Here is a 20427-nt window from a genome sequence, read left to right as displayed (position 1 = left end):
AATCAGCAGACAAGCGCCCTTCCAACTTCAGACGCCTGTTCAGATTATATCGCGGCAGCCTTGAGAATCCGCAATTGCCCGGCCGCTTACTGCAGCATGGCTTATTCCGCGCCAAACATATCAATTTGTTCCAGGAATCAGTGATCAGCAACATTTGCCGTCAAGCAGCAGTAGCAGCATTCGTCATCAAGCGTCCGTCTATCATTCAGGCGTTGAGCTGAGGATGCCAGTGATCCGCGCAGCAGGACGCGCGTCCGGTTTCGACATACGCAACAGTTTCCCAATAATGGTGCGAGTGCCCGTCGCGCGCCGGAAGTTCGTGGTTGCGCACATTCGAATGGGCGGGCGCGGCAAACGGCGTCATCAGCGATTCGGGCGTATGGACATAGCCGTTGGCGATCACCTTGCGGACCGCAGCAGCATCCGCGATCCGTCCGAGTGGATCGCCATCGACGAGGACGAGATCGGCGAGCATGCCGGGCGCGATGCGACCGATTGGCTCGTTGAGGAACTCGCCCGCGTTGCTCGTCGCGGTTTTCAGCGCATCGACGGGGTTGATCCCGAACTTCACCATGCCGCGCAGGTTCAGATGCAGGCTGATCGCGACCAGATCGATCGGCGCGTCGGTGCCCGAGATGATCTTCCCGCCCAGCGCCATCGTCTGCTGGATTTGCGCGACCTGACGGCGAAGAGAGGTCAGGAACGTGTCTGGGTCGCCCTCGCGCATCGCTGCGACACGCTGCATCAGCTTGGCATATTCCCACGGCGGAAACAGGGTCTTGATGCGACGATCGCGTGCGAGGCCGTCGTCCTCACCGAGCAACACGCTCGCCACGAACAACGTCGGCGTGCGCCCTGCGTGCGCGGCGGCGAACAGGCCGTTGACGTCCTGATAGCCGCCGCCGCCGCTGGTGATGGTGCGCGAATAGCCATAGCGATTGGTGGCGCCGAGATGCTCCATGCCATCCATGCCGCTGAGCAACGCCGGATAATGATAATGCGAACTGAGATGCATGCCCATCGCATGCGCCTGTTCGACCACCTCCTTCTGGATATCGTGGCGCATACGAACGTAGGTTTTCACCATGTCGTAATCGAGCGCCTTGGCGCGCGCCATCTCCAGCGCGATCTGACCTGGCTCAGTGACCGGTCGCATGAAATTATAGTAGATGCGCGATCCATCGACAGCCTCGCCGGTGGCGAAGTGGCGCGCCGCGATACGCTTGCCGCTCTGGATCGCCTCGCGATCCTCGACCATGTGATAGGCTGGCGCGCCCGGGCTGCGCGTCGCGGTAACGCCCATCGCCAGCCAGATCCGGCCCATGCGATCGCCGTAATTATAGCCCTGCATCTGCCGGTGCGTGTGCATGTCAACGAGGCCGGGCATGAGGGTGAGTCCCGCCGCATCCTCAATCCGCGCATTGGCATCGCTGGCGCTGCCCGCCCCGGTTATGGCGGTGATGCGATTGCCGTCTATGACGATGTCGGCTGGCCCGGCATAGCCGTCGCTGGTGCCGTCCCAATGGCGCGCGGTGCGCAGGATCGTGCGGTCCTTCGGCTTTGCATTGGCCCAGGAGAGCCGGCACGGCACGATGACGGGCGAGCCCCCGGTCGCCGGCACGATCTGCAATTTGCCGTTGCTCAGATACAGCAGATGCCGTGAATCGCCGCTCCAACTCGGCGCGTCGGTAACGTCGCTGGTAATGCGCTTCGGGGCGCCCGCGAAGCTGCCGTCCGGGTTGACCGCGACCGTCCACAGGTTGCTCGCGAACACATAGGCGAGCGTCTTGCCGTCCGGCGACCACACTGGGCCGTCGAGGCCGCGCACACCCAGCGACTTGCCCGGCGCGATCGCCGTGTAAGTGCCCTTGCCGGTCGCAAGATCGACGGTGAGAATCTCGGAATGGCCCTCGCGATAGCGTGCGGTGACGGGCTTGAAGGCGGCATACGCGATGGTCTTGCCGTCGGGGCCGAAGCTCGGCCGGCCCGGTTCCCACAAGGCGCCGAACACCTTGCGCACCGCGCCGCTCGCGACATCGACGGTATGCAGCGCGCCGTCCTGATCGAGAAATGCGATCGTCTTGCCGTCCTGCGACCAGCTCGGCGAAACCGCGCCTTGATCGGGCAGATTGGTAAGTTGCCGCTCCACGCCGCGCGCCATGTCGCGCAGCCAGATGTCGAGCGTGCCGCCGCGATCGCAGGCATAGGCCAGCCACTTGCCGTCCGGCGACCACGCGGGATCAACCTTGTACCAGCGGTCGGCGACAAGGGGTTTGGGCGCTCCGCCAATGGTCAGCAGGTACAGATCGTTGAGCGCGCCGAAGACAATCTGCCGAGCATCAGGCGAAAGTTGCGGGCCGACGATACCGACGACGGGCTTGGGCGCGACACTATCGAAATCCCGCGTCTTCTTCGCATAGCGCGGCGTCGAGACCGGCACCGCGCACTTGATCGCGACCACGCTCTTTTCGCCACCCGACCAGCGCCGGATCTTGCCGCCCGATCCGTAGAGGAAGTCCGCGCCGATCCAAGCGGGGCGAAACGGGTAGAGATCCTCGCCGACGATCACGTCCTTGCCTTCGACCACGAGTGTCGCGCCCTTGCCGTCGATACGGGTAAAGGCGAGCCTGCCATCGGGCGCGAAGCTCGGCGCGTGCAGTTCGGAGGCGTGGAAGCGATCGGTCGAGACCGGCACCGACGCGACCATTTGCGCCGCGCCGCCGCCGATGTCCGCCACCATCAGCCGGGTGGCATCGGCAACATAAGCGAGCCGCTTGCCGTCGGGCGACCAGCAAGGTTCCGAATCCTGCGATTTGCCGCTTGAGAACGGCGTTACCGTACCGCTTGCCACGTCGAGCAGGTAGATAGCGTAGCGGCCGCCGGCACGGTCGCTTGAGAAGGCGATGGTCTTCCCATCGGGCGACCAGCGCGGTTCGCGATCGTCACAACTGCCGTCGGTATGCTGAACAAGTGCGCCGCCGGTCGCCGGCACACTCCAGATGTGGAAATTGCCGGTGCGGTAGGACTGGAAGGCAATATGCTTGCCATCAGGCGACCAATCGGGCTGACCGAGGTCGTCATAGGCGCCCGTCAGCTTGGCTGGCACACCGCCCGCGACCGACACCGTCCACAGGATACCGAGCAGATCGAATGCGACCCGGCCACCGTCCGGCGACATCGCGAGCGCGACGTTGGTCGCGTCCTCGACGATCACCGTCTTGGCGGCGGGCGGTGCAGCCCTGCCCGCACCACCCGCGCCGCTGGTGGCAACGCCCGCGATCAGCGCACCTGCACTGCCGGCCGCCAGGGTTTCGCGGCGCGTCAGTCCCCTGCGCGAATGCTTATCCGTCATGTTCTTACTCCGCGCGTCAGAAGCTCAGGTTGATCTTGCCGTAGTAGAAGCCGCCGCTGAAACCGTAGGGCGAATAGGAGTTGTAGAGCGCGAAGCCGGTATTGCCCTGATTCACCGCCGACAGCTTATTGGGGTATATATTGAACAGGTTGTTCGCGCCCGCAGAGAGCTTGATGCCCGTGGTCAACTGGTAGCCGAGTTCCAGATCGAACAGCACCTTCGGCGCGACCGTATCGTCGTGGTAGATGCCGTCCGCAGCGCGGGCGGCAGCAACCTGCGTGACCTCGCCGTAGCGGGTCGCGCGCACGTTCGCCGAGACGGCGCCGAGCGTCCAGTAGAGGTTGACGATCTCCTTGTTGCGCGGCGTGCCCCTGGTGAAATCGCCCTGCCGCGCGCGATCGATAAGGGATAGTCCCTGCGTGGCCAGTACCGCCGGCACGTCGAGCCGGGTGAACTTGGTCTTATTGATGTTCCCCGACACCGTCAGCACCGCCTTACCGAAGTCACCGAGACCAGCACGGTAGGTCGCGACCACATCGAGCCCTCGGGTGCGCGTGCTCGCCGCGTTCGAGAAGAAAAACCCGCTCTGCACCGGGTTGAGCCCGGCCGCGTTGAGGATCGTCGCCACCGGGTTCAGCGTGCCGTTCGCGGCAATCGCGCCGGTCAACGTGCCGGACAGCAGAATGCGGTTATCGATCTCGATCTGATAAGCATCGACCGTGACGTTGAGGTTGTTGATCGGCGTCAGCACGAGGCCGGCGGAATAATTGGTCGATTTTTCCGGCCGGAGCGGCTGCGAGCCGAGCGCGCGCGCTACCGTGTCATCGACGGGCAATGCACGCACTGGCGCCAGCACCGTGGTTGTAGCCCCCGGCAGCAGCACCCCGATTGTCGAAGAGGAGGCATAATGTTCCTGCTGCAATGTTGGCGCGCGGAACCCGGTGCTGATCGTGCCGCGCACGGCGATGCCCCTGATCGGCTCGATCCGCGCCGAAACCTTGTAATTGTTGGTGGTGCCGAAGTCGGAATAGGCCTCGTGGCGCCCCGATGCCGACACTTCCAGCCACCGGGTCACCTTTTGGCTGAGATCGAGATAGATGCTCTTGTTGTTCCGCCCGAACGTGCCGGCAGCAGAGGGCGGAAAGCCCGTCACGCCTTGTGAGCCCGCCTGGCGGATAACACCGGCGTTGGGCTGCCCGGCCGGGGTCCGATACCCGCCGTCCACATAAGACGGCACGTCACCCGCGCCGATCTCATAGGTATCCTCGCGATACTCGGCGCCTACCGCGATTTGCAGCGGCTCGACCAACCCAAGCTCGACATGTTTGGTCAGGTCGAGGTTGCTCGTCCACTCGGTGCCGATCACCTTGCCGATATAGAAGGTGCTCGGACTCGCCGGCCCGAGCGAAGCGTTGAGTGCGGTGGTCTCGACGTAGCGGACCTTGTTGTAGCCGTAGCTGGTACTCAGATCGAAATGCACGCCGAGCGGCCCCTCGCCGCGCAAGCCACCGGAGACCTGATAATCCTCGTCGTGGACGTGCAGGTGCGGAATGTATCCGTTAGGATAGATTTGCGGAATGTTGTTGGTCGCGTTGGGATTGCGGAAGGTGAGAAAGGCATCGGCCTCGCGCTTGGAGCCGGTGCCGAACACATAAGCTTCGATGTCATTCGTGCCGAGCGTCTGCGCGACATCGATCGAGCCGTTGACGCCGACCACCTGCGGCTGGCCGGGCTTGTTGACGCGGCGATCGGCAGTCGCCTCGCGCGGATCGCCGGCGAAATAGAGCTGCGAAAGGTTCGGCCCGCCGCGGACAGTGCGGCCCTGCATATAGCCGTCGACCGAGACGTGGATATGCCCGCCTTGCGTGGTGATACCCTTGTCGATCTGGAACCGCCCGGTCTCGCCGCCGCCGTCCCCGTTCGCACCGCCGATCACCGTCGCCGAACCCGAGGCATCCTTCTTCAAGATGATGTTGACGACGCCCGCGATCGCGTCCGATCCATATTGCGCCGATGCACCGTCGCGCAGCACCTCGATATGGTCGATCGCGTTGGCGGGTATGAGATCGAGGTCGGGCGGCGACTGGCCGTTCTGGGTGGTGCCGTTGATGAACAGCGTCGCGGTGTTGTGACGGCGCTTGCCGTTGACGAGGACCAGCACCTGATCCCCCGACAGCCCGCGTAGCGACAGGGTCTTGACCGCGAAGCTCGCGCCCGAGCCGCTGCTCGACACGCTGATCGACGGGACGAGCGTGCCGAGCAGGTCGCGCACCGATTGCTTGCCCGAGGTCTGGAGATCGGCTTTGCTCACAACGTCGATCGGCGCGAGGCTCTGCGCGACGGTGCGGTTGGTCTGCCGCGTGCCGGTGACGATGACGTCGGTCGGCGCGTCCTCCTGCGGCGAGGGTTCGGCCGCCGCCGGCGCGGGGGCTGGCGCCGCCACCGCATCGGAGGTGAAGCCAGCCGGTCGCAGCCCGGCCTTGCTCCGCGCCGCAATCGTAAAGGTACGGTCCCGCGCGTAGGCGAGTTGTAACGGCGTCCCCTCGATCATCCGGGAAAGCGCCTCACTGGTGGAAAGCCAGCCGCGCACCGGCCGCACTTCGTACCGACTCGCCTCCTCGTAAGGAAACAGGATTCGCATCGACGATTGCCGCGACAACGACAGCAGCGCTGCATTCAGGCCCTGCGCCGGGATGTCGAAATGATGTTTTTCCGAAAGCGCCTTGGAAGGCTCGACGACGGCAAGCGCCGGTGGTGCCACAAGCGCCAGGCACGCGACGGAGGCATAGAGCATGGGCAGCATCAAACGCATTGGCAATTCCCCCTTAGCCACAGCGGACGATCGTCGTCTCCCGAGGTAAAACGGAACCGGCCGGGCAAACCCGCCATATAAATGTAACGAAAATTTCAGATTTCTCTTTCGAGCGAATGCGTGCCGCCCGGGCCTACGTCGTCTGGTCCGCATACATCAGCAGCACGGAGCCATTGTCTTCGCTGGCCGAATGAACCGGCAGCGTCTGCTCCAGTGCGCGCAAGAACTCCGACGATTCGTCGGTGCGGAAACGGCCGCCGATACGCAGCCCGGCGATGCGTTGATCGCCGATCAGAATTGGCGCGGCGCGATAGCGATTGAACTCGGCGACAGCCTCGCCGACCGTCTCCCCGTTCAACAAGATCATGCGCTCTCGCCACGCCACCCGCTTCGCGATCGCACTTTCGTCCATGTGGCCGACCGCGACGGTCCTCGGCTGGATCACTGCGGATTCGCCCATCGGCACCCGCCGCATCACCCCCTCCGCCGTGCGCACGCCGACGATGCCGTGCATCACCGTGAGCTCGACCACTGCACCGCGCAGGCGGATGTTGAACGCGGTTCCGATCGCGCGCACGACGCCGCCCGGCACCGCGACATCGAATGGGCGCGTGGGATCATGCGCAACATCGAAATATGCCTCCCCGCGCACCAGCGAAAGCTGCCGCCGATCGGCCGACAGCGCGACCTGGACCTGCGTGTCCGTGTTGAGATGCACGCGCGATCCATCTGCCAGCGCCACGTCCCGCGCTTCGCCGATCGCGGTGCTGTAGCGCGTTGCCCGGCTGAGCCAAACGCCGAGCGGAACGATGGCGGCCACAGCCGCGGCAACCGAGGCACCAGCGATCACATTGCGGCGGGTGATACCGCGCGCCGCCGATGCTGCGCTTACGGGATGAGGTGCCGAGAAATCCTGTCCCTTCAGCCGTTCCCCGGCGTCCCACGCCAGTTCCGCCTGCGCGTACGCGACGGCATGTCGCGGATCGCGCTCGATCCAGTCGGTGATCGTCAGGCGCGTCGCAGGATCGGGGTCATTTAAGGATGCCGCGAGATAGGCTGCTGCCTGCGCCTCGATGGCGTCCCGGGTCTGCCCTGTGCTCCTGCTCAATCGGGCCATTCCCTTGCTGTGCCAGCGCCGCCATAAACAACCGGATCGCCCTGCCCAAATGCTTTTCGACCGTAGAAACGGACAGACCCATGTGACCCGCTATCTCGGCCATGGATTTTTCGTGAATGCGACGCGCGATGAAGACACGGCGGCATTGATCCGGCAGATCATCGAGAATGCGTTGCACACGTCGCAGTTCGTCGCGCGCACAGAGCTGAGCTTCGCAGTCGAGGCTTGAGCGAAGCATTTCGACTTCGCTGATCGTCTCGAAAGACACCACCTTGTCACGGCGCGCCTGGTCGATGACAAGATTGCGCGCAATGGTGAAAAGATAGGCTCGCCCGTGCGTCACCTCACGCCAGTTCGGATTGGCGTAAGCGCGCGCCAGGATTTCCGCGATGAGATCCTGATGCTCATGATCGCCGGAGGACAGCCGGCGCACACGTGCGCTCAGTGCGCTTTGGTGCGGCAGTATGATCGTCTTGAACCAGTCGAGCTTCGCACGAAGATGTTCCATTAGCGACCCCGTTGTTGTCGCATTCCGGACATCTCTCTCCCATTTTTTTCCTCTTAGGAAACTTTCACGAAATTTGGAGTTTGTCCACCGTGGATCTGGCCAGGGTCGGGCTGGGCATCGCGCTCCTACCCGACTGCGTTTGCTGCCAGTCGCGGGTCGAAGCTCGACTGACGGTCGCGCGGCACATCGATCTTCAGCTTGCCGGTATCGGTCATCACGGTCTTCCGACCGTAGCCGTTGCGCGTGTTGCGAGCGCTGTCTTCGCCGACCAGGCGGTGGTCCATCTCCGCGTCAAGGCGCGCGCGGTGAGCCGCCGCGGCAACTGCCATGACTGTGAGTATACCGGTGCAGCCTGGGAGGCCTGACCCGTGCTTACGATTGACCACGTGTCATGGCGTTGATCTGTCGGCCCTCCAGGCTGCACCCGGGGCGTCGCGAGACGTGACTTGATAGGAGCCTGAGGGAGTGCCGTCCCGTCACAGTCCTGTCCGCTCGCAGATCGCCTTCGGGTTCCACCAACCTGGAGGACCCGTATGCATGATATCATACCCGAGGCGGTCCTCATCGGTGTCGATACGCACAAGGACGTACACGTCGTGGTCGCGATCAGTGGATTGGGCACGCGCCTGGCCACCGCATCATTTCCCGCAACAGGGCAAGGCTACCAGCAACTCGCCGCCTGGGCGACTGGCCACGGCTCCGTGCATGCCTTCGGCATCGAAGGCACGGGTTCCTATGGGGCCGGCCTCAGTCGGGCGCTGACCGCCCAGGGCTTGTGCGTCGTAGAAGTTGGCCGCGTCAATCGCCAGCTCCGCCGCCGGCACGGCAAGACCGATACCGTCGATGCCGAGTCGGCCGCGCGTAGCGTGCTGGCGGGCGATGCAGAGGGACAACCCAAATCCGGTGACGGTGCCGTTGAAATGATCCGCCATCTCAAGATCGCCCGCGATACCGGCGTCAAGGCAAGAACCCAGGCGATGGTCACGCTCAAGACCTTGCTGGTGAATGCGCCGCAGCCGCTGCGCGAACGATTTATCGGCATCACCGGCAAGATGACGCTCATCCGCGCGATCGCGGCGCTACGTCCAGGCCCAGCTACCTCGACCACCGCATCCGCTAAGATGGCGCTGCGGGCGTTAGCCAATCGGTGGCTGATGCTGGACACCGAGATCAAGGAGCATGAGGCCGTGCTCGAAACGCTGGCACGTGCCCAGGCGCCAGCACTGATGGACGCGCCGGGCGTATCGACTGGCACCGTCGTCGACATGCTCGTCGTGCTGGGAGACAATCCCCAGCGGATCCGATCCGAGGCCGCGTTCGCGAAGCTCTGCGGTGTTTGCCCGGTGCCGGCCTCGAGCGGTAAGACCAGCCGCCATCGCCTCAACCGCGGCGGCAATCGTCGGGCGAACGCCGCCCTCTACCGGGTAGCCCTGGTCCGCATGCGCCATCACCCGCCGACCAAAGAATACATCCAGCGGCGAACCGCCGAAGGCAAATCACCTCGCGAGATCCGGCGATGCCTGAAACGCTATATCGCACGCGAGATTTACCAGCATCTCTGCACCGGAACGCCGCCGGTAACGGCCGCCGCAAAAGGCGCTTGACCAACATAGGAGCATCAACGCCGTCGCCGAGAGCTTTTTCTCATCGCTCAAGCGCGAACGCATCCGGCGCCGAACTTACAAAACCCGCGAGGAAGCCCGCCAGGACGTGTTCGATTCTGTCGAGATGTTCTACAACCCGGTGCGCAAGCAGGTCAGGAACGGTATGCTGTCGCCCGTCGCGTTGGAACGGCAGCAGATTGCGAAAGCTGAAGGCGTCTAGAAAACTCGGGGCTACTCAGACCAAGCCTCGCGTCTCAACCGAGATGGCGCTCCACGTTCTCGCCTATAAGCTGACCCGCGTGCTCAACATTGTGGGGGTGCGGAGGATGCTGGCTGCCATCGCGACCTGACGAACGATTGCCCCGCGCCGTGTATGCATTTTCGCAAACAAGCTATCGGCCTGGGGAGCATGCTCCGTTTTCACACGGCCTGGGTCGAGAGCAGCCGGTGACCGGTGGGCACGTTTGCGAATATTCCGTACTCTGGGTGAGGCACTTTCGGGATTGATGTCACCCAATTGACACCCCCTGTCGCCAGACAGGTTCTCCCGCCGACGGACCAATTCATCGATCTTCAAGGCTCCCCAAATTGAGGAGTCTGTCCGTGCGCATTCCTTTCATATCTTCACGCAAATATCTGATCGCTGGCGCACTCGGCGTTGGCAGCGTCGGCTCCCTCATCATGGGCCTGACCATGACCGCGACACCCGCGCGGGCGCAGTTCACCGTGTTCGATCCGAGCAATTACAGCCAGAATCTGCTGACTGCCGCGCGCACCCTCCAGCAGATCAACAACCAGATCCAGTCGCTCCAGAACGAAGCGAACATGCTGATCAACCAAGCGAAGAATCTGACCCGGATCGACTTCCCGGAGTTGCAGGCACTCAAGCAGACGCTGCAGCAGGTCGATGAGCTGATGGGCCAGGCCCAAGGCATCCAGTTTCGCGTTTCCGGTCTCGATCAACAGTTTCGCCAGCTTTTCCCGCAAAGCTTCTCGTCTGCGCTCCGCACCAACGATCAGGTCATCGCTGCCCGCACGCGGCTCGACACCGCGATGTCCGCCTACCAGCATACCATGACCGTGCAGGCGCAGGTCGCTGAGAATGTCGCGTCCGACTCGCAGACGTTGGCATCGCTCGTTGCCAAGAGCCAGGGCGCCGAGGGATCGCTGCAGGTCAGCCAAGCCACCAACCAGTTACTCGCGCTGACCGCCAAGCAGCAGTTCCAGATTCAGACCATGATGGCCGCGCAATATCGTGCCGAGACGATCGAGCGCGCGCGGCAAGCGCAGGCCCAGATCGACGCGCAGGCCGCTACACGCAAGTTCCTCGGTTCCGGCTCCGCCTACACCCCCCGTTAGGCGCACCGGAAGGCGGGGTGGGAAGATGCACCCCACGCATCTTCGCCTCCCCCGCCCCGCGACCTCTCTCATTTCGCAGGCCACGGCCCCATGAACGATCTCAACATCATCGACCGCTTCTTGGCAACGTTCATCACCTACATCGACGCCGGGTTCGGGCTGCTCGGCGGTGATGTTCGCTTCTTGACCGTAACCCTGATCGGCATCGACATCACGTTGGCCGGGCTGTTCTGGGCCTTGGGCGGCGATGACAATGTCATGGGCCGGTTCATCAAGAAAATCCTGTACGTCGGGGCGTTCGCGTTCATCCTGAACAGCTTCTCGACGCTCTCCGGCATCATCTTCCGATCGTTTACCCAAGCCGGCCTGACCGCCGGTGGCGGCACGCTGACGGCGGCCGATCTCCTGAAGCCCGGTCGGCTCGCGGGCACCGGTTTCTCGGCGGCATGGCCCCTCCTTCAGCAAGTCTCACAACTGATGGGGTTCACGACCTTCTTCGATAATTTCCTGACGATCGCGGTGCTGCTGTTTGCGTGGGCGGTCGTGATCATCACCTTCTTCATCCTTGCCGTGCAGATGTTCGTGACCATCGTCGAGTTCAAGCTGACCTCGCTGGCGGGCTTCATCCTGGTGCCGTTCTCACTGTGGAACCGCACCAGCTTCCTCGCCGAGCGCGTACTCGGCAATGTCGTGTCTTCGGGGATCAAGGTCATGGTGCTCGCCGTGATCGTCGGCATCGGCTCGAACTTCTTCACCGAGTTCACTGCGGCGCTTCAAGGCCAGGAACCCGATATCGGCCAGGCAATGAGCCTGATGCTCGCCAGCCTCACCATCTTCGGCCTCGGGATTTTCGGTCCAAGCATCGCATCCGGCCTTGTCGCTGGCGCGCCACAACTCGGCGCCGGCGCGGCGCTCGGCACTACGGCCGGTGCGGCGGGCATCACTATGCTCGCCGGCGGTGCTGTCGCTGGCGGTGCCAGCGCGCTTGGTGGTGCCGTGCTTGGCGCCGTCCGCGCCGGCACGTCGATGGGGTCTGCTGCATCAACCGCATACAACCTCGGCAAGGAGGCCGCACCGGCGCCGACCATGACGGCGGGCCTCGGCGGTGTCGCGCGCGCCGCTGGCAACGCCGCGCGTGAACGCGCTTCCAGCGCGCTCGGCCTCGGCGAAGCCGCCTCCCAGGGCCGCACCGCCGCATGGAACGCGTTCCATCGCACCAGCAGCGGCGATCCCGCGCAAAGCCACGGCAGCGACGGTGTTCCCGCATGGGCACGCGCCATGCGCGGCCAACAGACCGCTCGTCATCACCGCCAGATCGCGATGCACGCCATCCAGCAGGGTGACCGCGGCGGCGCCTCCGCCACCCCCGACATCAAGGAAAGGGATTGATCGATGACCTTCAAACGCGCCGTCCAGCGATATGGACGAACCCCGCAAGCCGAAACGCCGTATCAACGCGCCGGTCAGGTCTGGGACGAGCGGATCGGGTCCGCCCGCGTGCAGGCGCGCAACTGGCGACTGATGGCGTTCGGGTGCCTTGCGTTGACCGGCGGCCTTTCATCCGGTCTCGTCTGGCAATCGACCCAGAGTCGCGTCACGCCCTACGTTGTCGAGGTCGATCGGCTCGGCGAAGCGCGCGCCGTCACCAAGGCCGAGGCGGGCTATCGTCCGACCGATCCGCAGATCGCGTGGCACCTGTCGCGCTTCATCGCGAACGTCCGTGGCCGTCCGCTTGATCCGGTACTCGTCCGCCAGGACTGGCTCGAAGCCTATGATTTCACGACCAAGCGCGGCAGCCAGTTCCTCGGCGACTATGCGCGCGCCGCCGATCCCTTCGCCAATATTGGCGAGCGAACCGTGTCGGTGCAGGTCACCAGCGTGGTGCGGGCATCGGACCGCTCGTTCCAGGTCAAGTGGGTCGAGACCGCCTATGAGCGCGGCACCCAGGCCGGGACCTCACGCTGGACCGCGATCCTCACGATCGTGATCAAGCCACCGAGCGACGCCGATACGCTTCGCCGAAATCCGCTCGGCGTCTATGTCGACGCAGTCGATTGGAGCCGCGAACTTGATCCGCCGACGCCGACGCGACCATCGGCCACCCCGGCTCCCACGGCGCCAGCAGCAGTCAGCCTGCCGCTCGGCTCTCCGCTCGATCCCAATCTCGCTGCGCCCACGCAGCCCGCCTCGGAGTCACACCAATGACCTTCATCCTTGCCGTTTCGGCTATCGCCCTCGCGACCGCTCCAGCATCCGCGCAGATCGTCGCGTCTCCGAAGGTGCCGCCTCCTGTCGCCGCGCCCGCCAACGCACCGGCTTCGAAGTCCCCAATCAATCGCGTCCGCATCAAACATCCGATCAACCCCAACGTGGCGCGCGTCGCCGCTGCCAACAAAGCGGCAACGCAGCAACCGCAGTCGCAGGGGTTCGTGAACGCCGTGCAGGTCTTTCCCTTTACGGATGGCGCGATCTACCAGGTCTACACCGCGCCGGGCGCAGTGACCGACATTGCCCTCCAGCCTGGCGAGAGCCTCGTCGCCGTCGCCGCAGGCGACACCGTGCGCTGGGTGATCGGTGACACGACCAGCGGCACCGGCGCGGATAAGCGTACGCATATCCTGGTGAAGCCGTTTGCTTCGGGTCTCGCCACCAACCTCGTCATCACCACCGACCGGCGAAGCTATCACGTCCAGCTTACCGCCACTGCGCGCACTGCGATGGCGGCGCTGTCGTGGACTTATCCAGCGGACCAGCTGATCGCGCTGCGCCGAGTTGCCGAGCAAGCTGCGGCAGCTGCACCGGTTGCGGAAGGTCTATCGGTCGACAGCCTCCATTTCGACTACGCGATCAGCGGTGACCAGCCCGCATGGCGGCCCTTGCGCGCGTTCGACGACGGCCGTCAGACGTTCATCGAGTTTCCGGCGAGCATCGCCGTTGGAGAGGCGCCGCCATTCTTCATCATTGGACCTGCGGGTGAGACCGAACTCGCCAACTACCGCGTCCGCGGCCGCTTCTACGTCATCGATCGCATCTTCGATGTCGCCGAACTCAGGCTCGGCACCAAAAAGCAGCAGATAGTCCGCATCAGTCGCGTCGCCGAAGACAGCGCTTTGCGGAACGGTAAACACTCATGAGCGAGGACGCTACGCCTCCGCTTCCGAAGGTCGATCCCGAGACCTTCGCCATTCGGAGCAAACCCGCCCGCGCGATCCGGTTTCGACGCGGTGTCATCATCGCCATTGCCGCGCTTGGGTCGGTCAGCCTGATGGCGGTGGCTTGGATCGCGCTCAAGCCGCGCGTGTTCAGCGCCGTTGCCGATCGCCAGGACTTGTCTGAACCGAGCAATCGGCCATCAGCCGATGCCCTGAATGGACTGCCCGCGACCTACGGAGATGCGCCGAAACTAGGACCGCCATTGCCGGGAGATCTCGGACGACCGATCCTCGAGAGCCAGCGCCGGATGGCGATGGAAACCGGCACGGGTAGCGATCCATCGAACAACCAAGCGGCGCAGGAACGCGAGCGCCAGCTCGCCGAACTCAAGGCGGCACGCGAGTCGGGCGTGCTGGTGCAAGGCCGCACCACCGCCTCGACACCAACCGTTGCTGAGGCAGCGGGAACACCAACTCCACTTCCGACGCCAGCGGCAAATCCGGCGCTAGACCCCGGCCATGATCCGAACGCGCAGGGCCGCAAGGCGCAGTTCGTCGGGACGCTCGACCGTTCGGACGACGTCAACCCGCACACGCTGACTGCAGCGCCATCACCCTATCTGCTCTCCGCCGGCAGCGTGATTTCGGCAAGTCTGATCACAGGGCTTCGTTCCGACCTGCCCGGTTTGGTCACGGCACAGGTAACTGCCCAGGTGTTCGACAGTCCCACCGGTCGCATCCTTCTCATTCCCCAAGGATCACGGCTGATCGGCAGCTACGACAGCGTCGTGGCATTCGGCCAGAAGCGCGCGTTGATTGTCTGGCAGCGGATCATGCTGCCCGATGGCAGTTCGCTGAGGATCGACAATGTCCCGGCGACCGACGCGTCGGGCTATGCCGGGCTGCAGGACAAGGTCGACTTCCACACATGGGCACTGCTCAAGGGCGTCGCGCTCTCCACTTTGCTCGGCGTGGGTTCGCAACTGACGGTTACCGGTGAGAGCGACCTCGTCCAGGCGATCCGGGAATCGACCCAGCAGAACGTCTCGCGCGCCGGCGATCAACTCACGTCGCGCAATCTCGACATCCAGCCGACGATCACGATCCGACCCGGCGCGACCGTGCGGCTGGTCGTCCACAAGGATCTCGTATTCCGCTAACGGAACACGAAATCATATGCCGACATCGAGACTATCCCGACAGACGAACGTCTCTGGAGGTCAACATCATGATAGCATTGAGTAATTCGACTGAGCGTCATCGGCATAGTTTTGTCTCCTACAGCTGGTTGAGGAACGTCATAAGTTTGTCGTCGGGCCGGAACTTGCCCGGCTTGGTGTCGAAGGGGATGCCTGTTTCGCGCAGCCATGCTTTCAAGCTGTCCAGAACGAAGCGCTCGCCGCGCCGCTTGGAGGAATGCCGCCTTACGGAGCCCCGGATGAACGCCGCTTCGTCTTCCGGGCCATACCGATCGAGATTGATCCCTCGACGGCCGAGCCACGCGCTGAAGTCGCCCACGATGAACGTCTTTTTTTGTGCGACACATAGGAATAGCCGAGTTCCGCAAGGTACTCGGAGTAAACCCCGAAGTGCGGAGCCAGCGGCCCCTCGATCTGCCGCCGAGAGCGGCTTTCGCGATACGCGCTTTCCATACAACCAACCAATCTCGGTCGCGTCCACTCGGACAGGACTATGCCGATTGACTTTCGCTAATCTAGCACAGAAGACCGCCAAATGCTTCGAGAACTCAGCATAGTTTTGCTGTCGGCATATGAACTCATTCTCGCGCCGTGGAAAAAATAGGAGACCGGAAAAATGCCAGACCTCAAGCTTGCCCGCATCCCCGATCGAACCCCCGTGAAGCTGGCCATCAGCATCAGCCCGGATTTGAATGTCGATTTGGCCGACTACGCGACCCTGTACGAAAATGCTTACGGGCAAAAGGAAACCGTGTCGGATCTCATCCCCTACATGCTTCGCGCCTTCCTCGACAGCGACCGCGGTTTCACGAAGATGCGGCAAGCCGGTCCGAAAAGCTGAGCCATGCCCTCGCCGCATCCCGAACATCATGGCTGCAACGTGAGCAGTTTGAGCTGCTAGAGGGATGAACGACGAGGCAGTGTGCCGCCTGGTTGTCGTCTGAATCGATCTCATCGTAGGATTATCGGCCCCCTAGTGAACAACTTCGGCCCGACCATGCACGCGGCAGCAGCCGCCCATAAGGATATCCTTTCGAAGTCCGAGGAGAGTGCCTAGTCTCACACGATGATGAAAAGTCCGAAGGGCGAAGCGGTTGCGACAGACTGAACGGCACGCCAATGCCGACCCCACCATCACCGACGTCGCTGAGGCAGCGGGCGTATCGATCCGCACCGTGTCGCGCGTCCTAAACCGGTCGCCCAAGGTCAATGCCAGAACCCGTGAGAAGATCGAGGCGGCAATCGTCCGGCTAAACTTCCGCCCAAGCGCGCGCGCGCGCGCGCTTGCGATGGGACGATCGTTCCTGATCGGCATGGTCCACAACGATCGCAATGCATTGGTGCTGGAGGCCGTGCAACGGGGCATTGTCGGGGAGGCCGCGCCCGACGGTTACGAGCTCATCATGCATTCGACGCCGCCGGTGGACAGCCTTGCGATCGACGACGTGATAGACTTTGTCCATCGTTCGCGGGTCGATGGGCTTGTCGTGCTGCCGCCAGTTTCGGGCATCGCCGGCCTTGCCGACGCGCTTGCCGAGGAGGGCGTGCCCGCCGTGGCGCTCTCGGCGACGCCTGTCGAAGGCTATGTTTCGGTCATCATCTCCGAAGAACGCCGCGCCGCCGCTCAGGTGGCCCGATATCTGGTCCAGCTCGGGCATCGGCGGATAGCAATGGTGACGGGTCCGCAGGACATGATCTCCGCAGTCGAGCGTCGGATGGGCTTCATCGAGGCGCTCGACGACGCTGGCATCACGCTGTCGGCAGAGGCGGAAGGCGATTACGGTTTCGCATCCGCCTTAGCGCCCGCCGAGGAATTCCTCACCCAGGCCGATCCACCCACCGCGATCTTCGCCGCCAACGACATCATGGCGGCTGCGGTCCTGAAGATTGCTGCGGCGCGCGGGATCGCTGTGCCGGATAGGCTTTCTGTGGTTGGCTTCGACGGCAGCATACTCGCACAGATGCTTACGCCCGCGCTGACGACCGTGCTGCGCCCGTTTGACGAAATGGCGCGTCAGGCAACGCGGCAATTGCTCGATCGGCTCGGCGGATTGCCGATCACCCAGGTCGATCGTGCCGAGCTTGTCCTGATTGCCGGCGAGTCTGCCGCGGCGGTGCCCGATCAAGCGTGAAGCAGAACGTCTTCATTCGCCGACAGCGAGACTCGACGCGAGCGGCCGTCCCGCAGCCGCAACGTGAGCGTCTGTCGAGCCGCCTCGATCCCGGTCAGCCGCAACGGCTGGCCGGCTGTGTCCGTCACCAGCCGGACGCCGCCGCCTTCGATCCGCGCGACACGAACCGAATCGAGGCGCAACGTCGCGCCTTGTGCATCGTAGGTGAGCGTCGCGCGCCGACCTTGGTTGGTCTTGAGCGCGACATGTGTGTTGTGCGCTGCGGGATGATGCGGACGGCAGTTCCAATAAAGTTCGTCGCGGGCCTGCTGTACGCCGACCAGCCGCCACGTGAAATCGACCATCACCAACGCAGAGGGCGAATAGCCCGGTGAATCGGCATGGGTGAACGCGCCGCTCACCGGATCGATCTGCTGGCGGAAGCTGGTGTCGCGCTGAATCGCCCCGCACCATTGATTCATCAGCGTGCCGAACTCGGCCGAGCGCCGGTAATGGTCCATCCAGCGCCCAGTGCGCAGCGCGGTCAACGCTTGTGCCGCGCCGCCCCAACTGTTGCCGGGGATCGGCCGTACGAACGTCGGATCGTCGAGCGCGATCGACGGCAGCGGGAAGCGCGTCCAAAAAGCTTCGGGATTGCCAAGCTGGCGCTGCCACAAGGTATCGAAGGTCCGCTGGTCGACGACATGCTCGCCGACGACACGCGTAAGGATATCGCCGCGTACCCGGATGAAACGGTTCTCGGCATCGAGATCGTAGAACGCGGCGTCGTCGGGAACGTAGAGCCGGTCCAGGATCAGCCGGCGGATCGCCTCGGCCTGCTCGTCCCAGCGGGTCGCGTCGGCGGTTCTGCCAAGCGCGCGCGCCATATCGGCGAGCGCGCAGCGTCCGCCATAGACGGTCGCCGACAAATCCGGGCACAGCCGCGGCAACGCGAAGCCGGGCGGGAAACGCCGCGCGTCCTTGTTTGGGCATTGGTTGGGCACGCCGGCCCAGCGCGGGCTGTTGTCATGCCCCGTGTCATAGGTGCAGAACCCCTCGACCAGCCCAGTGCCGCGCGTGTTGCGGTGGCGCATCAGCCAATCATCCCACGCCGAGCAGGCGCGATAGGCAGCCTCCAGCAACTCACTGTCGCCAGTGTCACGTGCGAGTTCCCACGCGGTCGCGGCGATCGGCACGACCATCTGAATCTGGCCGAAGCCCGTCTCGGTCAGCTTGTTGTTAGCGGGCAGTTGCCCGTCGGCGAGCTGGAGATCGAAGAAGGTGCGGTGGCTCGCGCGCGCCACGTCGGGTCGCCAGCGGCGATAGACGAGCGCCTCGTGCGGCCCGCACTCCTGCCAGATGCCCTGATATTGCGCGCCCTCGATCAGCACGGGATCGGGGATGTGGGGCAGCACGCGGACGTTGCTAGCGAGCACCGCCAGCGCCCTGTCATACGCGCCCTGCCAGCAGGCGTTGGCAGTGGTGAAGGCCGGTGCGTCGCTCACCGCTGACGTGACCCGCGTGGCGGCCGGCAGCGCGAGCGCGGCGGTGCCGGCGAGGAAAAGACGGCGATCGACGGTCATGGCTGCTCCACTTGGAACGAATCGACGTCGATGCTGCCGCCCTGTCCGATGCTGGTGAAGCTGAACAGAGCCGGGCGAGATCCCTTCCACCAGGAGAATTTGGCGAGCGGGATGGCATCGCCGAACGATGCGAAATGCGCGCCGTCGAAGCTGTAGCTGTACCGCACCGTCTGATCGGGGGCGACATCCCCGCGCAGCGTAACCGTAGCGCCGGACAGCGCCGGACCGGGGGTCTCGACACCTTTCGAGGCGAGCGTGATCCGCCGCGCGCCGTGGTCCTGCACGATGCCGATCCAACTCGGCCCGACGCCGAACAGCGACAGCCCGGCGCGCTGACCGTCGCGCATACGCGACACGTCGATCCGGGTCGTGATCCGGCTCGCCGGGCCGTGGAGGATCTGAGTCAGCGTGTTGCGCGCGGTGACCAGATGCGCGCTTGGCAACGCGCTCAGCCGTAGCCAGCCCGGGCGCGCGGTGAGGCTCCACGCGCGATCATCGGGATTGTGGTTCCACTCCCATTGCAGACCGAGTCGTGGAGACCCGAAGTCGTCCGAAGCCTGAATCCTGTCGCGGGTGGGGGCGCTGCCGGTGTCGGGCATTGGTGCGGACGCCACCGGCTGTCCTGCCTCGGCGTCACCCTTGATCGGCGTTCCCACCAACGGCCAGTCATCGACCCAGCGCAGCGGTTCGAGATAGTCGATCCGGCCGAATGCGCCGGCCGAATTGAAGTGGAGGAACCAGCCTTGTCCCGACGGCGTCTCGACCCACGCGCCCTGATGCGGCCCCAGCACCCCGCTCGTGCCTGGCTTGAGCACTGTGCGCCATTCGTATGGTCCGCGAATATCGCGTGCGCGGCCGACCGCCTGCGGGCCGGTCGAAACACCGCCATACGGCGCGAAGATGTAATACCAGCCGTTGCGCTTGTAGAGCTTGGGGCCCTCGAGCGTCGGCAGATGCACCTTGTCCTCAACGATGACGGTGCCGGGGTCGAGCACGCGGGTGCCGTCGGTGCTCATCCGGTGGAGGATCAACGGCCCGGCGCCGGTCCGGCTGTGGACGAGCCATGCGCTGCCGTCATCGTCCCAGAACGGGCATGGGTCTTCGAGCCCGGCCTGGGCGATTACTGTCACCGGTCTGCTCCACGGGCCAGCCGGATTGGTCGCGGTCGCCATGAAGATACCCTCGTCGGGTGTCGGCCAGTAGACGAAGAACTTGCCCGCGTGGAACCGGATCGCCGGCGCCCAGACGCCCCCAGCGTAGCGCGTACCGCCGACGGGTTTCGAGATGGCGTCGGTCAGGGTGTGCGGGCCGGGCATGTCGTATTCGGGCGCGAACGGCAGCTTAGGCAAGACATGCCCGATGATCGTCCAATGGACGAGGTCGCGCGAGTGAAGCACCGGCAGACCGGGCGAGAAATGGAAGCTCGACGCGACCAGATAATAGTCGCGGCCTACCCGAACAGCATCGGGATCAGAATAATCGGCGAACAGAATCGGATTGATGAAGCTTGGCCGCACGCCACCACTTTTTGCGTGAGCAACGCCGGTGGAGAGCGCCAACGCGGTAATCCACGCGGCCGTGCATCGAGCGAATTTCATGATTGCGTCCTCTCTTGGCCAGACCATGCGTG

Annotated in this window: 15 protein-coding genes and 2 pseudogenes; 9 read left to right on the top strand and 8 right to left on the bottom strand. The window is 64.1% G+C overall.

Features of this window, described 5'->3' with window-relative positions; translation table 11 throughout:
• Nucleotides 1–205: 205 nt before the first annotated feature.
• From J0A91_RS10380 to J0A91_RS10360, 5 genes and pseudogenes are all read right to left on the bottom strand, one after another.
• On the bottom strand, nt 206–3352 hold the full coding sequence (locus J0A91_RS10380; protein ID WP_069204858.1) for an amidohydrolase family protein: 3147 nt from the start codon (nt 3350–3352) through the stop codon (nt 206–208).
• A 16-nt stretch (nt 3353–3368) separates the two neighbouring features.
• Nucleotides 3369–6164 (bottom strand): TonB-dependent receptor plug domain-containing protein, encoded by a 2796-nt coding sequence (locus J0A91_RS10375; RefSeq protein ID WP_083224616.1) that lies wholly within the window; start codon nt 6162–6164, stop codon nt 3369–3371.
• 133 nt (nt 6165–6297) lie between these two features.
• Entirely contained in the window at nt 6298–7272 is a 975-nt protein-coding gene (locus J0A91_RS10370) for a FecR family protein (protein ID WP_169833123.1), read from the bottom strand.
• Nucleotides 7196–7789 carry an RNA polymerase sigma factor gene (locus J0A91_RS10365; RefSeq protein WP_083224939.1) on the bottom strand — a complete coding sequence of 198 codons (594 nt, stop codon included), beginning with the start codon at nt 7787–7789 and terminating at the stop codon, nt 7196–7198. The genes J0A91_RS10370 and J0A91_RS10365 overlap by 77 nt, the downstream gene beginning before the upstream one ends.
• Before the next feature lie 140 nt (nt 7790–7929).
• Nucleotides 7930–8106: pseudogene (locus tag J0A91_RS10360) on the bottom strand (transposase); the annotation flags it as partial.
• Between the two features lie 216 nt (nt 8107–8322).
• Between J0A91_RS10360 and J0A91_RS10355 the strand changes: the two are divergent.
• The 7 genes and pseudogenes from J0A91_RS10355 to J0A91_RS10325 all read left to right on the top strand — a co-directional run bounded on the left by J0A91_RS10355 (nt 8323) and on the right by J0A91_RS10325 (nt 15064).
• The gene (locus J0A91_RS10355) at nt 8323–9393 is read left to right on the top strand and encodes an IS110 family RNA-guided transposase (RefSeq protein ID WP_069204855.1); all 1071 of its coding nucleotides are present in this window, start codon (nt 8323–8325) and stop codon (nt 9391–9393) included.
• A 16-nt stretch (nt 9394–9409) separates the two neighbouring features.
• A pseudogene (locus J0A91_RS10350) lies at nt 9410–9613 on the top strand (IS3 family transposase); the annotation flags it as partial.
• Between the two features lie 383 nt (nt 9614–9996).
• The gene (gene trbJ, locus J0A91_RS10345) at nt 9997–10752 is read left to right on the top strand and encodes a P-type conjugative transfer protein TrbJ (protein WP_240502257.1); all 756 of its coding nucleotides are present in this window, start codon (nt 9997–9999) and stop codon (nt 10750–10752) included.
• Between the two features lie 90 nt (nt 10753–10842).
• Nucleotides 10843–12141 carry a P-type conjugative transfer protein TrbL gene (gene trbL / locus J0A91_RS10340; protein ID WP_069204854.1) on the top strand — a complete coding sequence of 433 codons (1299 nt, stop codon included), beginning with the start codon at nt 10843–10845 and terminating at the stop codon, nt 12139–12141.
• Between the two features lie 3 nt (nt 12142–12144).
• Entirely contained in the window at nt 12145–12957 is an 813-nt protein-coding gene (gene trbF / locus J0A91_RS10335) for a conjugal transfer protein TrbF (protein ID WP_069204853.1), read from the top strand.
• The gene (gene trbG / locus J0A91_RS10330) at nt 12954–13886 is read left to right on the top strand and encodes a P-type conjugative transfer protein TrbG (protein ID WP_069204852.1); all 933 of its coding nucleotides are present in this window, start codon (nt 12954–12956) and stop codon (nt 13884–13886) included. Before trbF ends, trbG begins: the two co-directional genes overlap by 4 nt.
• Complete coding sequence (locus J0A91_RS10325; RefSeq protein ID WP_069204851.1) at nt 13883–15064, top strand: TraB/TrbI/VirB10 family type IV secretion system protein; 1182 nt, start codon at nt 13883–13885, stop codon at nt 15062–15064. The genes trbG and J0A91_RS10325 overlap by 4 nt, the downstream gene beginning before the upstream one ends.
• 118 nt (nt 15065–15182) lie before the next feature.
• On the opposite strand, the gene J0A91_RS10320 is transcribed toward J0A91_RS10325, so the two are convergent.
• Nucleotides 15183–15422 carry a hypothetical protein gene (locus J0A91_RS10320; protein ID WP_069204850.1) on the bottom strand — a complete coding sequence of 80 codons (240 nt, stop codon included), beginning with the start codon at nt 15420–15422 and terminating at the stop codon, nt 15183–15185.
• Between the two features lie 297 nt (nt 15423–15719).
• On the opposite strand from J0A91_RS10320, the gene J0A91_RS10315 reads away from it, so the two are divergent.
• Entirely contained in the window at nt 15720–15944 is a 225-nt protein-coding gene (locus tag J0A91_RS10315) for a DUF2274 domain-containing protein (protein ID WP_069204849.1), read from the top strand.
• 253 nt (nt 15945–16197) lie between these two features.
• A complete protein-coding gene (locus J0A91_RS10310; RefSeq protein WP_069204848.1) occupies nt 16198–17235 on the top strand; it encodes a LacI family DNA-binding transcriptional regulator in 1038 nt (345 codons plus the stop codon).
• On the opposite strand, the gene J0A91_RS10305 is transcribed toward J0A91_RS10310, so the two are convergent.
• Together J0A91_RS10305 and J0A91_RS10300 are read right to left on the bottom strand one after the other, a co-directional pair.
• The gene (locus tag J0A91_RS10305) at nt 17226–18797 is read right to left on the bottom strand and encodes an MGH1-like glycoside hydrolase domain-containing protein (RefSeq protein ID WP_069204847.1); all 1572 of its coding nucleotides are present in this window, start codon (nt 18795–18797) and stop codon (nt 17226–17228) included. The two genes, J0A91_RS10310 and J0A91_RS10305, sit on opposite strands and share 10 nt — an antisense overlap.
• Nucleotides 18794–20395, bottom strand: a complete 1602-nt coding sequence (locus J0A91_RS10300) for a glycoside hydrolase family 43 protein (RefSeq protein ID WP_083224937.1) — start codon at nt 20393–20395, stop codon at nt 18794–18796. The genes J0A91_RS10305 and J0A91_RS10300 overlap by 4 nt, the downstream gene beginning before the upstream one ends.
• Nucleotides 20396–20427 lie beyond the last annotated feature (32 nt).

This window comes from Sphingomonas panacis (assembly GCF_001717955.1).
Lineage (GTDB): Bacteria > Pseudomonadota > Alphaproteobacteria > Sphingomonadales > Sphingomonadaceae > Sphingomonas > Sphingomonas panacis.
Note: the sequence above shows the minus strand (reverse complement) of the source record. Positions and strands in the feature narration are given on the sequence as shown.

What these genes read in the sequence shown, in the direction of transcription:
- J0A91_RS10305 (WP_069204847.1), bottom strand. Translation starts at nt 18,797, where the DNA reads ATGACCGTCGATCGCCGTCTTTTCCTCGCCGGCACCGCCGCGCTCGCG.
- trbG (WP_069204852.1), top strand. Translation starts at nt 12,954, where the DNA reads ATGACCTTCATCCTTGCCGTTTCGGCTATCGCCCTCGCGACCGCTCCA.
- J0A91_RS10375 (WP_083224616.1), bottom strand. Translation starts at nt 6,164, where the DNA reads ATGCGTTTGATGCTGCCCATGCTCTATGCCTCCGTCGCGTGCCTGGCG.
- trbF (WP_069204853.1), top strand. Translation starts at nt 12,145, where the DNA reads ATGACCTTCAAACGCGCCGTCCAGCGATATGGACGAACCCCGCAAGCC.
- J0A91_RS10325 (WP_069204851.1), top strand. Translation starts at nt 13,883, where the DNA reads ATGAGCGAGGACGCTACGCCTCCGCTTCCGAAGGTCGATCCCGAGACC.
- J0A91_RS10300 (WP_083224937.1), bottom strand. Translation starts at nt 20,395, where the DNA reads ATGAAATTCGCTCGATGCACGGCCGCGTGGATTACCGCGTTGGCGCTC.
- J0A91_RS10355 (WP_069204855.1), top strand. Translation starts at nt 8,323, where the DNA reads ATGCATGATATCATACCCGAGGCGGTCCTCATCGGTGTCGATACGCAC.
- J0A91_RS10365 (WP_083224939.1), bottom strand. Translation starts at nt 7,789, where the DNA reads ATGGAACATCTTCGTGCGAAGCTCGACTGGTTCAAGACGATCATACTG.
- J0A91_RS10315 (WP_069204849.1), top strand. Translation starts at nt 15,720, where the DNA reads ATGCCAGACCTCAAGCTTGCCCGCATCCCCGATCGAACCCCCGTGAAG.
- J0A91_RS10380 (WP_069204858.1), bottom strand. Translation starts at nt 3,352, where the DNA reads ATGACGGATAAGCATTCGCGCAGGGGACTGACGCGCCGCGAAACCCTG.
- trbL (WP_069204854.1), top strand. Translation starts at nt 10,843, where the DNA reads ATGAACGATCTCAACATCATCGACCGCTTCTTGGCAACGTTCATCACC.